General features: G+C 62.5%; 11 protein-coding genes. 4 read left to right on the forward strand and 7 right to left on the reverse strand.

The window, feature by feature from the left end; genetic code table 11:
* Nucleotides 1-166: 166 nt before the first annotated feature.
* Genes mutL through Q358_RS0110135 form a run of 4 tightly spaced genes read right to left on the reverse strand, consistent with a single transcriptional unit; the run spans nt 167 to nt 5,659 of the window.
* Entirely contained in the window at nt 167-2,113 is a 1,947-nt protein-coding gene (gene mutL / locus Q358_RS0110120) for a DNA mismatch repair endonuclease MutL (RefSeq protein ID WP_027961930.1), read from the reverse strand.
* A 60-nt stretch (nt 2,114-2,173) separates the two neighbouring features.
* Entirely contained in the window at nt 2,174-3,619 is a 1,446-nt protein-coding gene (locus tag Q358_RS0110125) for an N-acetylmuramoyl-L-alanine amidase (RefSeq protein WP_027961931.1), read from the reverse strand.
* A complete protein-coding gene (gene tsaE, locus Q358_RS17130) occupies nt 3,616-4,125 on the reverse strand; it encodes a tRNA (adenosine(37)-N6)-threonylcarbamoyltransferase complex ATPase subunit type 1 TsaE (RefSeq protein ID WP_051530296.1) in 510 nt (169 codons plus the stop codon). Before tsaE ends, Q358_RS0110125 begins: the two co-directional genes overlap by 4 nt.
* A complete protein-coding gene (locus tag Q358_RS0110135; protein ID WP_027961932.1) occupies nt 4,106-5,659 on the reverse strand; it encodes a bifunctional ADP-dependent NAD(P)H-hydrate dehydratase/NAD(P)H-hydrate epimerase in 1,554 nt (517 codons plus the stop codon). The genes tsaE and Q358_RS0110135 overlap by 20 nt, the downstream gene beginning before the upstream one ends.
* Nucleotides 5,660-5,785: 126 nt before the next feature.
* Here Q358_RS0110135 and queG point away from each other — a divergent pair, with 126 nt between their 5' ends.
* From queG to Q358_RS17135, 4 genes are all read left to right on the forward strand, one after another.
* On the forward strand, nt 5,786-6,904 hold the full coding sequence (queG, locus tag Q358_RS0110140) for a tRNA epoxyqueuosine(34) reductase QueG (protein WP_027961933.1): 1,119 nt from the start codon (nt 5,786-5,788) through the stop codon (nt 6,902-6,904).
* 359 nt (nt 6,905-7,263) lie between these two features.
* Nucleotides 7,264-8,526, forward strand: coding sequence for an aminotransferase family protein (locus tag Q358_RS0110145; protein WP_027961934.1), 1,263 nt, complete (start codon nt 7,264-7,266; stop codon nt 8,524-8,526).
* A gap of 94 nt (nt 8,527-8,620) precedes the next feature.
* Entirely contained in the window at nt 8,621-10,102 is a 1,482-nt protein-coding gene (locus Q358_RS0110150; protein WP_051530297.1) for an NAD-dependent succinate-semialdehyde dehydrogenase, read from the forward strand.
* Between the two features lie 276 nt (nt 10,103-10,378).
* The gene (locus Q358_RS17135) at nt 10,379-11,056 is read left to right on the forward strand and encodes a GntR family transcriptional regulator (RefSeq protein ID WP_051530298.1); all 678 of its coding nucleotides are present in this window, start codon (nt 10,379-10,381) and stop codon (nt 11,054-11,056) included.
* A 145-nt stretch (nt 11,057-11,201) separates the two neighbouring features.
* On the opposite strand, the gene Q358_RS18215 is transcribed toward Q358_RS17135, so the two are convergent.
* The 3 genes from Q358_RS18215 to istA are packed head-to-tail and all read right to left on the reverse strand — an operon-like array spanning nt 11,202 to nt 14,255.
* Nucleotides 11,202-11,984 (reverse strand): FAD-dependent oxidoreductase, encoded by a 783-nt coding sequence (locus tag Q358_RS18215; RefSeq protein WP_483788281.1) that lies wholly within the window; start codon nt 11,982-11,984, stop codon nt 11,202-11,204.
* A gap of 20 nt (nt 11,985-12,004) precedes the next feature.
* A complete protein-coding gene (istB, locus tag Q358_RS0110165; protein WP_027961581.1) occupies nt 12,005-12,745 on the reverse strand; it encodes an IS21-like element helper ATPase IstB in 741 nt (246 codons plus the stop codon).
* Nucleotides 12,732-14,255 carry an IS21 family transposase gene (istA, locus tag Q358_RS0110170; RefSeq protein ID WP_043487891.1) on the reverse strand — a complete coding sequence of 508 codons (1,524 nt, stop codon included), beginning with the start codon at nt 14,253-14,255 and terminating at the stop codon, nt 12,732-12,734. The genes istB and istA overlap by 14 nt, the downstream gene beginning before the upstream one ends.
* Between the last annotated feature and the right edge of the window lie 134 nt (nt 14,256-14,389).

Here is a 14,389-nt window from a genome sequence, read left to right on the forward strand (position 1 = left end):
GTTCTCGAGGTCTGTCGGGCTTTGAACCGGGAAGCTTATCCGGGGGCAGACCTACGAGGAGGCGCTGTGAACCCATCCTTGGGCGCTACCGATGCCATCCATGGCATAGGACCTCCTCTTCGGTCTGCCCCCGGCGCTTCTCGGAGTTCGGGTGGCTTCTATTTTTCTACTGCCCTCTCATAAAGAGCCGGTCGAGCTGCTTCATGCTCATCTCGGTCCAGGTAGGGCGTCCATGATTGCACTGGCCGCTACGCTCGGTGCGTTCCATGTCACGCAGCAGGGCATTCATTTCCGCGATCGTCAGACGGCGGTTGGCACGCACGCTGCCGTGGCAGGACATGGTGGAGAGCAACTCGTTGATATGCGCCTCGAGGCGGTTGGAACGCCCATAGCGCTCCAGGTCGGCGAGCATCTGGCGAATCAGCGGCTCCACATCGGCGTCGGCCAGCAGCACCGGCACCTGACGCACCAGCAGGGTCTCGGGCCCGGCGGCGTCAAGCTCGACTCCCAGCCGGACGAAGGCGTCCCGTTCGCTTTCGGCAGTGGCCACCTCGGCGTGACTCGCCGCCAGGGACACCGGCACCAGCAGCGGCTGGGCCTCGAGGCGTCCCCCGTGAACCTGGGTCTTCATGCGCTCGTACACGATGCGCTCGTGGGCGGCATGCATGTCTACCAGGATCAGGCCACGCTCACTCTGGGAGAGGATATAGACACCGTGCAGCTGTGCCACGGCGAAGCCCAGCGGCGGCGCCCGGGTATCATCCGGCTCGGGCAGCGGTTCGGGGGGCGGCGTCGACTCCGCCTGACGCTCGGCCAGGGCCAGGCCGGCCGCCCCACCGCCGGCACCGGTGGCTGCCGGCTGCGGGGTGAGCAGCGTCTCCTCGTGATCCGGGTGCAGGCGGCGATAACCGTCCATGAAGGCCCTGACACGATCCGGGGTGACCCGCTCGCCCGCGTCCTGGTCGGGCAGCGACATGGGCTGCTGCTGCCAGCGCACGGCGGACTCGGTCACCCCCGGCGGCGGGGCGCCGGCTTCGCTGGCCTCACCGTCTTGCGCGCCGGGCGCTTCGTCGCCCTCTTCTTCCGACTGTCCTCCGGCCCGGGCCTCACCGAGCGCCCGGTGCAGGCTGGAGAAGAGGAAGTCGTGGACCAGGCGGCCGTCCCGGAAGCGCACCTCGTGCTTGGTCGGGTGAACGTTGACGTCGACCACCGTCGGGTCGACCTCCAGGTAGAGCACGAACACCGGGTGGCGGCCATGGAAAAGCACGTCGCGGTAGGCCTGGCGCACCGCATGGGCCACCAGGCGGTCGCGCACCACCCGACCATTGACGAAGAAGTACTGCTGGTCGGCCTGGGCACGAGAGTGCGTCGGCAGTCCCACCCAGCCCCACAGCCTCAGGCCGGAGGCCTCGAGATCCAGATGCAGGGCGTTGTCGAGAAACGCCTTGCCGAGCAGCGCGGCGACGCGCCGCTCGCGGCTGGCGACATCCTCACCGGAGCGCAGCTGATGAACGGTCTTGTGGTTATGGCGCAGGGTCCAGCCGATGTCATAGCGCGACAGCGCCTGGCGGCGGAAGGCCTCCTCGACATGGCCGAACTCGGTCTTCTCGGTGCGCAGAAACTTGCGCCTGGCCGGCGTATTGAAGAAAAGATCGCGCACGGTCACCGAGGTGCCGCGAGGATGAGGCGCCGGTGAGACCCGCGGCTCCATGTTGCGCCCTTCGGCCACCACTCGCCAACCAGCGGTGGGGTCGTCATCGGGATTGGAGACCAGCTCGAGACGCGACACCGAGCTGATCGAGGCCAGCGCCTCACCGCGAAAACCCAGGCTCGCCACGCCCTCGAGCTCCTCCAGGGACACGATCTTGCTGGTAGCGTGGCGCGACAGCGCCAAGGGCAGGTCATCCTCACCGATGCCGCTGCCGTCATCGCGCACCCGGATCAACCGGGCACCCCCGGCCTCCAGCTCCACGTCGATGCGCGAACTGCCGGCATCGATGGCGTTCTCCACCAGCTCCTTGACCACCGAGGCCGGCCGCTCGACTACCTCCCCGGCGGCGATCTGGTTGGCCAGGCGAGGATCGAGAATGCGAATGTGACGTTGCTCTGACATATCACTCCACGAAACGAAAGCTGGAAGCCGACTCCACCGGGGCCAGGCCCCGGCGGAGGGTCAGGAGCGGGGGATGCGCAGCACCTGCCCCACGCGAATCACGTCGCCGTTGATCTCGTTGGCCTGCTTGAGGCGGCGCACCGGCACGTTATGGCGTGTGGCGATTTCGGAAAGGGTATCCCCCGGCCGGATACGGTATTCATTTCCGGCGGTGCTGCGCCGGTTATCCCGCTGCCAGGCCAGCAGGCTGGCCGGCGGCGGATTGATGCGAAAATGCTCCTCCAGCCCCGCGAAGATAGCACGCGCCATCTTCTCCTGGTGGCCGGGGTCGCGCAGGCGCCGCTCCTCCCCGGGGTTGGAGATGAAACCGGTCTCCACCAGCAGGGAGGGAATATCCGGCGACTTGAGCACCACGAAGCCGGCCTGCTCCACCCGCGGCTTGTGCAGTCGATTGATGCGCCCCAGGCGATCCAGCACCTGCCCGCCGATGGAGAGGGAGTCGTTGAGCGTTGCGGTCATGGTCAGGTCGAGCAGCACACCGCGCAGCACTTCGTCCTTGTCCTTGAGCGACAGGTTGCCGTCCACGCCGCCGATCAGGTCGGCCTGGTTTTCGGTCTCCGCCAGCCACTGGGCGGTCTCGGAGGTCGCCCCACGCTGGGAGAGCGCATAGACCGAACTGCCACTGGGGCGCGGGCTGTTGAAGGCATCCGCGTGGATGGAAACGAAGAAGTCCGCTTTCTGCTCACGCGCGATCTGGGTGCGCTGGCGCAGCCCCACATAGTAGTCGCTGTCGCGGATCATCACCGCACGAAAGCCCTTGGCCGCATCAACCTGCTGCTGAAGGCGCTTGGCGATCTGCAGCACGACGTCCTTTTCATTAGTGCCCGAGGGGCCGGAGGCACCGGGGTCCTCACCGCCATGGCCGGCATCGACGGCAATGATGATGTCGCGCTTGGGATGGGGCTGGGCACGCTGAACCGCGGTTTCAGGCTCGGGAGCCGCCGCCGCTCCGCCCAGATCGGCCTGGGCCTGGGCTCGCTTGGCGGCGATCTCCTGTTCACGGATCATCGCCTCGATGGGATCGATGGGATCCTCCACGGCGCTCGCGCCGGGATACTCCAGGTCCACCACCAGGCGGTGCCCGTACTGATCGTTGGGCGCCAGGACAAAGTGGCGTGGCGCCACCTCACGCTCGAGGTCGAGCACCACACGCAAATCGCTTCCCTCACGCACGCCGGAGCGAATGCGGCTGATGGCACTCCCGGTCAGATCGAGCCCCTCGAGATCGGCCCCCATCCGGCTATCGTCAAGGTCGATCACCAGGCGCCGTGGGTTCTCGAGAGGAAACACCTGGGCCTGGGTCGGCGACGCCAGATCAAAGACCAGTCGCGCATGGTCGGGGGCCGCCCACAGGCGCAGATTCTCCACCTCGCCGGCCTGCACGCCGGCGAGGGGGATCAGCAGCAGGCTCATGGCCAGCAGGCGTCGCACAGCACCGAATTTCATGATGCGCTCTCCCCATGACTCTCTTCACCGAGGCGCCACCGGGTAGCCTCAGGCATCGCCGCCAGGCGAGCCAGGACCGTCCGGCCATGGGCACTGTGTGCCTCCAGCCAAGCCTCCCGACCGCTCCCCGCCACGCGCAGTTCGATGCGCAGATCGGGCCCCGGCAACCAGCCCTCGCCGCGCGCCGGCCACTCAATCAGGCTCAGGGCATCATCCCCGAGCAGGTCGCGGCCACCGATGAACTCGAGCTCCTCGGGGTCGCCCAGACGATAGAGATCGAAGTGATAGACTCTCACGCCGTCGAGCTCGTAGGGCTCCACCAGGGTATAGGTCGGGCTCTTTACCGCCCCCCGATGGCCATAGGCACGCAGCACCCCTCGAGCCAGAGTGGTCTTGCCGGCACCCAGCTCGCCGACGAGATAGACTCGCCCACGCCCTTCCAGGGCACGCCCCAGACATTCGCCCAGGCCTACCTGGCACTCTTCATCATCGAGTCGCAGCCGCATCGTCCTCGCCTTTGCCCTTGCGTTCACCCATGGTCGGATTGACCAAAATTCGCGCATAGGATGCCAGATCGCCGGCCAGCAGACCACGCTCTCCGGCATCGTCGGCCGCCAGATCCGCGGCCCTGGCATGCACCAGCACACCCAGTCGAGCAGCCATCTCAAGTTCAATGCCCTGGGCCAGCAGGGCACCGATCACGCCGGAAAGCACATCCCCCATGCCACCGCTGGCCATCCCCGGATTGCCGAAGGGGCAGACGACGACTCCCTCGGGCCCCGCGACCAGGGTGCCGGCGCCCTTGAGAACGACGACCCCGCCGAAGCGCTCACGCAGGGCCAGGACCGCCGCCAGGCGATCCGCCTCGATCGCCGCGGTATCCTGGCCCAGCAGCCGCGCCGCCTCGCCGGGGTGCGGCGTCAGGATCCAGTCATCGTGGCGCTTCCCGGAGAAGCGCGTGGCCAGCAGATTGAGCCCGTCGGCATCCACCACCCGCGGCCTGCCGGCCTCGAGTGCCGCCTGCAGCATGCTTTGCCCCCAACTGCCCTGCCCCAGCCCCGGCCCGACGACCAGGACATCGGCCTGTGCCGGCAGCTCGCCGAGGTCGGTGGCACCGCGAACGCCGTGAACCATGACCTCCGGGCGGCGCACCAGGCTGGCGGTAACGTGCCGAGGCGAGGTCGCCAGACTCACCCTGCCGGCCCCGAGACGCACACAGGCCTCGGCGGCCAACAGCGCCGCGCCGCCGAACCCGGGCGCGCCCCCCAGGATCAGCACATGGCCGCAGTCGCCCTTGTGGGCGGTGCGACGCCGCGCCGGCAGCCAGGCGGCCGGCAGATGCCTGTCGAGCCGCCAGGCGGCGGGTGTTATATCCCCCTCGGCCCGGGCATCCACGCCCAGATCGCGAAAGTAGAGCTCGCCGACATGCCCCGGCGCCGTCCCGGTATGCAGGCCCAGCTTGTCGCCGATAAAGGTCACGGTGGCGTCGGCTCGCACCGCCTCTCCGAGCGCCGCACCGGTATCGGCATGCAGCCCCGAGGGAATATCGATGGCCAGCACCGGCCTGGCGCTGGCGTTGATCGCGGCGATCGCCTCGCGAAAGGCACCCCGCACCTCGCCGGCCAGCCCGGTGCCGAGCAGGGAGTCGACCACCAGCTCACCGGACAGCGATATGCCGGGCCGCCAGGCCTCGGCTCCGACGCCGGCCGCCGTGGCCATGTCGGCGGCCAGCCGCGCATCGCCGCTCAGCTCATCGATGCCCTTGAGCAGGATGCGCTGCACCGCCAGCCCCTCGGCGGCGGCCAGGGCGGCCAGCACATGGCCATCACCGCCGTTATTGCCGCCACCACACAGCACCGACAGTGAACGCCCCCCGGGCCAGCGCTGCCTGAGCACCCGCCAGGCGGCGGCGCTGGCCTGTTGCATCAGGGCGAAGCCCGCGGTGCCGCCGGCGATGGTACGCCGGTCGAGCTCACGCACCTGGGCGGCACGATAGAGCGGACGCATCCCCGGCCTGGGCCCCTGGCTGGCATCGGTCATGCGGTGTCTCCTCGGTGGCAATGCTTTATCATGGTAGTCGTTTGATAGACGATCCTATCGAACAGTGTAAAGCCCTCGCGGCCCGCGCCAAGTAGCGCCGGCCCCCTGCACGGTGTTTCCGCGATCATGTCTTCCTCGTCTCCCCACGACGACGCCCTCGACCTCCACGCCCTGGCCCGTCGCATCAAGGCCTGGGGCAGCGAGCTCGGCTTCCAGCAGCTGGGCATTACCGATATCGACCTGAGCGAAGATGAGACACGGCTCGAACGCTGGCTCGAGGCCGGCCGGCATGGCGAGATGGGCTTCATGGCCAAGCACGGCACCAAGCGCACCCGCCCTGCCGAGCTGGTGCCCGGCACCGTGCGGGTGATCAGCGCACGCCTGGACTATCTCCCCGCCGAGGTGGAAACCGTGGCGACCCTGTCCCGGCCCGAGACGGCCTATGTGTCGCGCTATGCCACCGGCCGCGACTATCACAAGCTGATGCGCAAGCGCCTGGCGACCCTGGCCAAGTGGATCGAGGCCGAGACGGGCCCCTTCGGTTACCGCGCCTTCGTCGATTCGGCGCCGGTCATGGAGCGTGCCCTGGCCCGCAAGGCAGGCCTCGGCTGGGTAGGCAAGAACGCCATGCTGATCAACCCCAGGGCCGGCTCGCTGTTCTTCCTGGGGGAGCTGTATACCGACCTGCCGCTCCCCGTGGATGAGCCCTTTGCCGGCGAGCACTGCGGCAGCTGCAGCGCCTGCCGCACGGCCTGCCCCACCGATGCCATCGTCGAGGACCGCGTGGTCGATGCCCGGGCCTGCATCTCCTACCTGACCATCGAGCTGTTCGGCGCCATCCCCGAACGCTACCGCGCGGCCATGGGTAACCGGGTCTTCGGCTGCGACGATTGCCAGCTGTTCTGCCCCTTCACCCGCTTCGCCACGCCCACCGCCGAGACGGACTTCACGCCCCGCCACGACCTCGACCGCGCCAGCCTGCTTTCGCTGTTCGCCTGGGGCGAAGAGGAGTTTCTGGAGAAGACCGCCGGCAGCCCGATACGACGCATCGGCTACGAACGCTGGCTGCGCAACCTCGCCGTGGGGCTGGGCAACGCCCCCTGGAGCGAAGCGGTCGAATCGGCGCTAAGGGCGCGCCTGCCCTACCCCTCCGACCTGGTCCGCGAGCATGTACGCTGGGCCCTCGACCGCCACCGGGAGAAGCGACCGCCGCTTATCGCGTCGAGTCGTAAGCCTGTTATGTGATGTGGCCCAGAAAAAGTAGTCGCCGCAGCGGCTAATTGAACTCCCTTTAGCGCCTAGTAGATCAGAGCAAAATAGGGCCGACAAGATGAGCCATAGAAGCCCTCCAAGATGGCATTGGCCCTTCTATGTCAAGGTACACTATCGATGCTTTCTGACTTTGATGTTCACGACGCTCAGCCTAGCAAGCCGTCGCAGGAGGTGCGAAGAGCAGCACACCAGTGGGGTATAGCTCTCATACCGACACTGGAGAGCATGAGCTGGACAGCATACAGGCTAGCAATGCTATAGTGCCTTATGGATTGTACGACAATTTACACTCCATTTTCTCCGCTCTGCTCCTGACCAAATAGGTGCCAACTATGAAAACTCCTGCCTTATGGAGCGCCCAGGCGCACATGCCCTCCGTTATCGACCGGCAAATTCGCGTGGTATCCGCGCAGGGCGCCTATCTCACCACCGACGAGGGCAAACGGCTCTTCGATGGCACATCGTCACTGTGGTACACCAACATTGGCCATGGACGTGAAGAAATGGCCCGAGTCGCCTATGAGCAGATGAAAACGCTCGATGCGTATCATGTGTTCGGTCGCTACACAAATGATCGTGCCGTTGAGCTGTCAGAAAAGCTGGTCAGCATCGCACCAATGGATAACGCCAAGGTGATTCTGAACAGCGGCGGCTCCGATGCCATCGACGTAGCCCTGAAGCTTGCACGTCGCTACTGGAACCACGTTGGCCGCAAGTCCAAGAAGGTAATCATCAGCCGGGAGCACTCCTATCATGGGCTTCACGCCTACGGCACTAGTGTTGCAGGCCTGGATTTCAACCGAGAAGGTTACGGCACTGATTCGCTAGTTAGCGGTACCGAGCGAGTCGAAAAGCATTCAACCACCGCCTTCGCCGAAGCTATCGAGCGCATCGGGGCGGAGAACATCGCAGCCTATATTGCCGAACCCATCCTCGGAACCGGTGGTGTACACCCTCCTCAAAAGGGTTATTTTGAAGAAATTCAAAGGATGTGCCGTGACAACGACATCCTCTTTATTGCCGACGAAGTTATAACTGGCTTCGGCCGCACCGGCAGCATGTTTGCTTCTACGCGCTATGGCCTGCAGCCGGATATCGTTACCTTCGCGAAGGGGGTCACCTCGGGGTATGCAGCACTTGGTGGCATTTTCGTTGCTCCTCGCCTGTGGCAACCCTTCTTCGAACAGAACGCTGATGCTCCGGTCTACCGCCACGGCACCACCTATTCCGGACACCCGGTCACAGCCGCTCTGGCACTGAAAAACCTTGAAATACTCGAGCGAGAGAGCTTGCTGGAACGCTCAGTACATCTCGAGCAGGTCTTGTCCAATGCGCTATCAGCAATCGAGTCACACGAGCTGGTAGCCAGCACTCGTGTAGGGGGCTTCCTTGGCGCGATAGAACTCCGCGATATGGCCCAGGCCGAATTGATCACCGATCAACTTCTTGATCTGGGCTTCATCAGCCGTCCCTTGAGGGGAAATAGCGTGCAGTTCAGCCCTCCTCTCATCTCTACGGATCAAGAAGTGCGCAGTTTCGTCGAGGCTGTTAGGTATCTGCTGGACGATATCCAGCCTGCCCGGATCCGAGCCTAGAGATTGGTGAGTGATCCCACGCATCCTGCGCAACGATGCGTGGGATGCGTGAGATGCGTACCGATTGACTTAAACAAGAAAAGAGAATCAGAACATGAGCCTAATGCCTCCGTCACGAGAGCGCCTTGCAGCTTCTGAGCAGGCTTTGACGAGCCTGCCGGGTTACAGCAACGACACGCCCACTGACAAGGAGTTCTCGGTTTTCGACCCCTCAACAGAGCAGCGCATTGCAACCTTACGAAACATGACGGCCCAGGAGGCCCTCGTTGAGGTCGAAACGGCAGAAAGCGAAGGGCGTACCTGGGCAAAAACGACACCGCGGCATCGTTCAGATACCCTCCAGAACGTGTATACGGTGCTAATGGAAAACCAGTCGCGACTGGCCTATGTGATCAGCCGCGAGATGGGGAAACCCCTGGGGGAAGCTCTAGGTGAGGTACAGTATGCTGCTGATTATGTCAGGTGGTACGCCGAAGAACTGCTGCGCCCCGCCGGTGGATATCGCGACAATCCGGCAGGGGCCTCAACGATCCTGACCTGCCGCGCTCCCGTCGGCCTGACACTGCTTATCGCGCCTTGGAATTTTCCCATGGCGATGATCACCCGTAAGATTGCCCCTGCCATCGCGGCCGGGTGCGCGTCGCTGATTAAGCCGGCGGCCTTAACCCCGCTGACCACTCTTCTCACCGTCGACCTGATGGAGGAAGCTGGTGTGCCACGCGAATTGATGCGCGTGGTGACAACCATAGAGCCTGCAGCCTTCAGTGAAGCAGTGCTTTCAGATCCTCGCATCAGGAAGTTATCCTTCACTGGGTCTACCGGCGTAGGCAGCACTTTGATGAGCTTGGCGGCCAAAAACATCGTCAAAAGCTCCATGGAGTTGGGTGGTAATGCCCCATTCATCGTGTTTGACGATGCTGACCTAGAGCGTGCCGTAGAAGGAGCCATGTTGGCTAAACTGCGTAATGGTGGGCAATCCTGCGTCGCAGCTAACCGTTTCTATGTCCAGGACGGCATAGCCGACGCCTTCATTGAGGCTTTCACCGAGAAGATGTCAAAAGTCGTTACCGGTAACGCCATCACCGAGGGCGTTGGTCTTGGCCCGGTAATCAACCAAGCGGCTGTCGACAAACTCCAGCACCTTGTAGACGATGCCACCGCCCAAGGGGCAGAGCTAAAAACCGGTGGCAAAAAACCGGCACAAAGCGGCTACTTCTTCTCCCCCACTGTGCTCGATCGAGTCCCCGCGGAAGCCAATATCGCCAACGCTGAAATTTTCGGCCCTGTAGCAGCCATATCTCGCTTCACCACTCAAGAGGAAGTGCTCTGGAAGGCAAACAATACGCCCTTCGGCTTAGCAGGTTACGTGTTCACAGAAAATCTCGATCGCGCGCTTAATGTCGCCGATGAGCTAGAGACCGGCCTAGTAGGCATCAATAACGGGATACCCTCCAATCCGGCGGCTCCGTTCGGTGGAATGAAACAGTCAGGCCTTGGCCGCGAGGGCAGCCACGAGGGTCTCGAAGAGTACCAAGAGGTTCGCTACTACAACATTGCGCGACGTCATACCGACTGATACGCCTTTTCTCAGAGCCTCACCTTTTCCATCCAGCCTACAGCAGTGTTAGAACCAATCCTCCGTCAAGTGCTGTAGGCTAGGTCAAGAGTAGTTATAGGGCTGGGCCTTGGCTCCACTCCTGCAACGCAAGCGCGTGGTACAAGTCATGACTCAGACCCGCTATCATTGAGGAGTTCACTATTCCAGATAACAGGAGCCGGGAGCGCACATCCAACACCATTCCTTGCATGTTGCACGCCGATCCCGGCTCCACAGCCCAGAGCCCACACCTCTATGAGTACAACCAAGCTTCGCACTATCTCAGTCGTGGATGCTGTAGCCGAGCAACTAAGCGAGGCAATTTTTGACGGTACCTTTCAGCCCGGAGAAGTACTGGTAGAATCGCAGCTAGCGACACTCTATCAGGTACCGAGACAGACCATCCGCTCAGCCATCGTGGTCCTTATTCATGATGGCATCCTCTGTCGTGTACCCAACAAGAGCGTATACGTTCCAGAATTTTCCGAAGCAGATCTCCATGACCTTTTCGCCGTTCGTCGGTTGGTCGAAATGGAAGCCATCCGTATTCTCGCGAATCGCAAAATTGTCCCCAAGGAAGCCGAGAATGCCATGCGGTTCATGGAAGTTTTACACGACGAGAATGACTGGAATGAGATACTCAAGCTCGACTTCAAATTTCATCAGGCCATCATTGATGCTACCGGCAGCCCCCGGCTACAACGCTTTTATCGTAGTATTTCTGCCGAAAAGCGGCTGGCCCTTTCCTATTATCGAACAGCAGATACTTCACCCCGAATCATCGTCCAAGAACATAAGGAACTACTGGATGCTCTTCGGACAGGGGATCCTGACGCGACCGCAGAAGCCGCCAGCCGCCACATACAAGAATCTGAAGCCCTGATTAGCAGTACGATCAAGGCCCAGAAAGATCAACATAAGATGGAATGGTAAACTTCCTCTTTGTTAACTGACCTCAACTTCATTATGCACATTAGCCACCAATCAGCCTGGCTCACCTAACTTGCCCCTCATATTCAGCTCGATATTTTGAAACACTTACCAAATACGTTGTTAAGCATACGGAGGCAGTTAAACATTAACTATTGGTCATGACCGGATTATCCGTAGTGATACCTTTCTCAGGGTCCAATATAGAAAAAAAGGGGCTGGCTTTCTCAAGAAAACTGACATCCATATCAGACTTTCCATTGACAACAAGCTGGCAACCAATTTCGCCCATTACAGGAGACACACGAAATCCGTGTCCAGAAAACCCTGTCATAATTAACACATTAGAATTCTGAGGATGCGTACGGATATACTCAAGCATGGATCGTGTATAGTTTTCAACAAAAGTCTCGGTACGGTATGGGCGCCGGCTGAGTACTGGCAGCATTTCCTGTTGAATCCATTCGAACTTTTTTAGCTCATTGAGAAGTTCGCCTCCCTCTAGCTGCCTAGGAAATCGATCGGCATCACCGCTGATATAGTGATTATTGAAACCGAGCCCAAGTTTTATGGATCGGCAGTCACGAGAAGGAATTCCATAGCAATAATGTGGTGCTGATCTAAGGAATGGTGGAAGTCCTGCAAGCCCCCCATCATGAAATTCATTGAACCACATTGAGGTCAAGCGCCTGGTGACGACTTCCTTTCGAAGGTGGGGTATCAGTTTCGTCGACCATCCCCCACAAGCCAGCACGACTCGATCAAACATCTCCCAGCCAGTGGGAGTCATTATTCTGACAGGATCACTCACGACATCAATTTTAGATATGGGACTAAACTCATGAATGTCGGCACCATGACGTCGTGCCAACTCAGCCGTAACTTCAATTGTGTCAATGGCCATCAGAACTGACCCACCAGCGGCCAACAAAATTGACCCACCCGTGATCGTCAGCTGAGCGTCTTCTGCTTCAGCCGGTAGCTCTCCCCCCCGAGCAGGTAGAGGTGCGAGTGGTGGATGATCCGGTCGACGATCGGCACCGCCACGTTGTCGTCGTGGAAGAACTCCCCCCAGCTGGTGAAGTCTTTGTTGGTGGTGATGATCAGTGACCGGTGCTCGTAGAACCGATTGATCAGTTGGAACAGCGCGTAGCGCGCCTGCCGGCTCATCGGCAGGTAGCCCAGCTCATCGATCACCAGGGCGTCAACCTTGGCGAGCTTGTGCAGCGTCTTCTTCAGCTCGCCCTTCATCTCCGCCAGCTCTAGCTCCTCGACCAGATCCAGGGCGTTGCGGAACAGCACCCGGTATCCGGCCTCGATGGCCTTCTGCCCGATACCGATCGCCAGGTGGGTCTTGCCCACTCCCGGCGGACCGATGAACACCAGGTTCTCGCGGTTGTCGAGGAAGGCGAAGTCCAGCAGGGCGTTGACCTGGCGCTTGGTGATGGTGGTTTGGTGGCGGTAGTCGAACCCCTCCAACCGTTTGTCGCTGGGGAAGCCGGCCTGGCGCTGGTAGAGGTCGATGCGCTTGGCCTCGCGGGTCTGGCGCTCATGCTCGACCAGCATGTCGGCGAAGGCCAGGTAGGAGACCTCGTTGGCCTCGGCCTGGGCCAGCAGCGCGGTGAGGTCGCCGGCGATGGCGCCCAGGCGCAGGCTGCGGTAGCGCCCGGCGGTCAGCTCAAGCTGCCCCATGGATCACCTCCTGCTGGCCGCTGGAGTGGCCAAGCCGGCCGTACTGAGCCAACTCCACCGGTGTCGTGCATGGACCGCTGGGGGTGTCGCCCTCTGGATCCCGGCCCCGCGCCTTGGCGAGCCGCGCCGCCGCCAGCCGCTCCTTGAGGCCGCCGGCGGTGAGGCGCTCCCGGGTGACCCAGTCGCCGATCAGCGCCAGGTCCAGCATGTCCTCGCCCTCCAGCAGCTGCTTGGCGGCGCGCAGCTGGTCCTTGTAGTGGCGCGGCATGGCGGCACGCAGGCGCGCACAGAGCTGCTCCCCCAACGAGGCGCCAAGGCAGCGGATGATGGCCGTCTCAAGCTCCGCCTCCTGCTGGCGGTGGTCGCGGTAATGGCTCTCGTTGCGCAGCGTGCGGCCCTTGCCTAGGTGAAGGGCATGGGTGGCGATCTCGTCGCCGCTCTCCAGGTCATGGATCGCCAGGCGGTTTTCCGCTTCCCGGACGCCGACACGGCCCTGCTGGTAGGCCATCGGCACCGAGTACTTGTTGGCCTTCCAGGCGATCAGCCCGGTCTTGTCGACCCGGCGCGGGGCCATGCCGTCGGCCTCGCGGCCCACGCAGGCCGGCGTCAGGTAGGGGCGCAGGTGGCACCGTTCTTCGGCGTCGCACAGCGCCCTCGGCTGTTGGCCGGTGGTGCCATGAGTGCGCACGTTGGCGACCTCGTCGAGCCACTGCCGCACGTAAGCGCGCAAGTCGGCCTCGTCGCGGAATACCTCGCCATAGAAGGCATCCTGCTTGGCGTACTTCACCCCGGCTTCGACCTTGCCCTTGCTCTCCGGGTCGTAGCCGCAGCAGGCATGGATCCGGAAGCCGGCGGTGGTGGCGTACTCGTGGAAGCGCTGGTTCACCTCCAGCTCACGGAACTGCTCGCTGATCACCACCATCTTGGTCTGGTCGTAGACGCACTCCTCCGGCAGGCCGCCGAAGTAGCGGAAGGCCTCGTCGTGCAGGCGAATGAAGGTGGTGGTATCGAGCGGCGACAGGCTGATGCCGACATAGGTCAGGCGCGAGTAGGAGAGCACGAACACCACGAAGTACAGGGGGCGCGGCTCGCCGCCGATCATCACCTCACGCAGCTCACCCGGATCCACCTGGCACTGGACGCCGGGCACCATGTCGAGCACTGGCTCGTAGTAGCGCCGCTGCCGGCTGGCCACCGTGCTCTTCACCTGCTGCACGTAGCGACGCAGGGTACGTTCCGAGACCGCCAGCTCGCCGACCTTCTCGCGCAGCTTGCGGGCCACCTTGACGCTGCTCAGCCGGGGAAAGGTGCGCAGCAGGTAGACGATGTAGTCGCGGTGGGCGTCGAGTTTCTTCTCGCGCTCGCGGTTCGACTGCGCCGCCTCGATGGTCGCCTCGTCCTGGCGGAGGTACTTGCGGACGGTGTTGCGGGAGATGCCCAACTCCTGGCCGATGGCACGGATCGACAGGCCCTGTCCGTCATCGTGTAACGCTTTGATCTTGTGAATCATTCCCCAGTCCTTCACATCTCCGTCCCGACCCTTGGCTGAGCCGACACGGTAGGTGGATGGTGGCAGCGCTGCCACCTCGGGGGTGGGTCAGAAGCGTTGGCCGGTACTGGGTCAATTTACTTGGCCATTAACAA

Source organism: Halomonas halodenitrificans DSM 735 (assembly GCF_000620045.1).
Lineage (GTDB): Bacteria > Pseudomonadota > Gammaproteobacteria > Pseudomonadales > Halomonadaceae > Halomonas > Halomonas halodenitrificans.

Bases quoted from the DNA above. Each gene is read 5' to 3' on its own strand.
- mutL (WP_027961930.1), bottom strand. From the start codon at position 2,113: ATGTCAGAGCAACGTCACATTCGCATTCTCGATCCTCGCCTGGCCAAC.
- Q358_RS0110150 (WP_051530297.1), top strand. From the start codon at position 8,621: ATGAGCCTAATGCCTCCGTCACGAGAGCGCCTTGCAGCTTCTGAGCAG.
- istA (WP_043487891.1), bottom strand. From the start codon at position 14,255: ATGATTCACAAGATCAAAGCGTTACACGATGACGGACAGGGCCTGTCG.
- Q358_RS17135 (WP_051530298.1), top strand. From the start codon at position 10,379: ATGAGTACAACCAAGCTTCGCACTATCTCAGTCGTGGATGCTGTAGCC.
- tsaE (WP_051530296.1), bottom strand. From the start codon at position 4,125: ATGCGGCTGCGACTCGATGATGAAGAGTGCCAGGTAGGCCTGGGCGAA.
- Q358_RS0110145 (WP_027961934.1), top strand. From the start codon at position 7,264: ATGAAAACTCCTGCCTTATGGAGCGCCCAGGCGCACATGCCCTCCGTT.
- istB (WP_027961581.1), bottom strand. From the start codon at position 12,745: ATGGGGCAGCTTGAGCTGACCGCCGGGCGCTACCGCAGCCTGCGCCTG.
- queG (WP_027961933.1), top strand. From the start codon at position 5,786: ATGTCTTCCTCGTCTCCCCACGACGACGCCCTCGACCTCCACGCCCTG.
- Q358_RS0110135 (WP_027961932.1), bottom strand. From the start codon at position 5,659: ATGACCGATGCCAGCCAGGGGCCCAGGCCGGGGATGCGTCCGCTCTAT.
- Q358_RS0110125 (WP_027961931.1), bottom strand. From the start codon at position 3,619: ATGAAATTCGGTGCTGTGCGACGCCTGCTGGCCATGAGCCTGCTGCTG.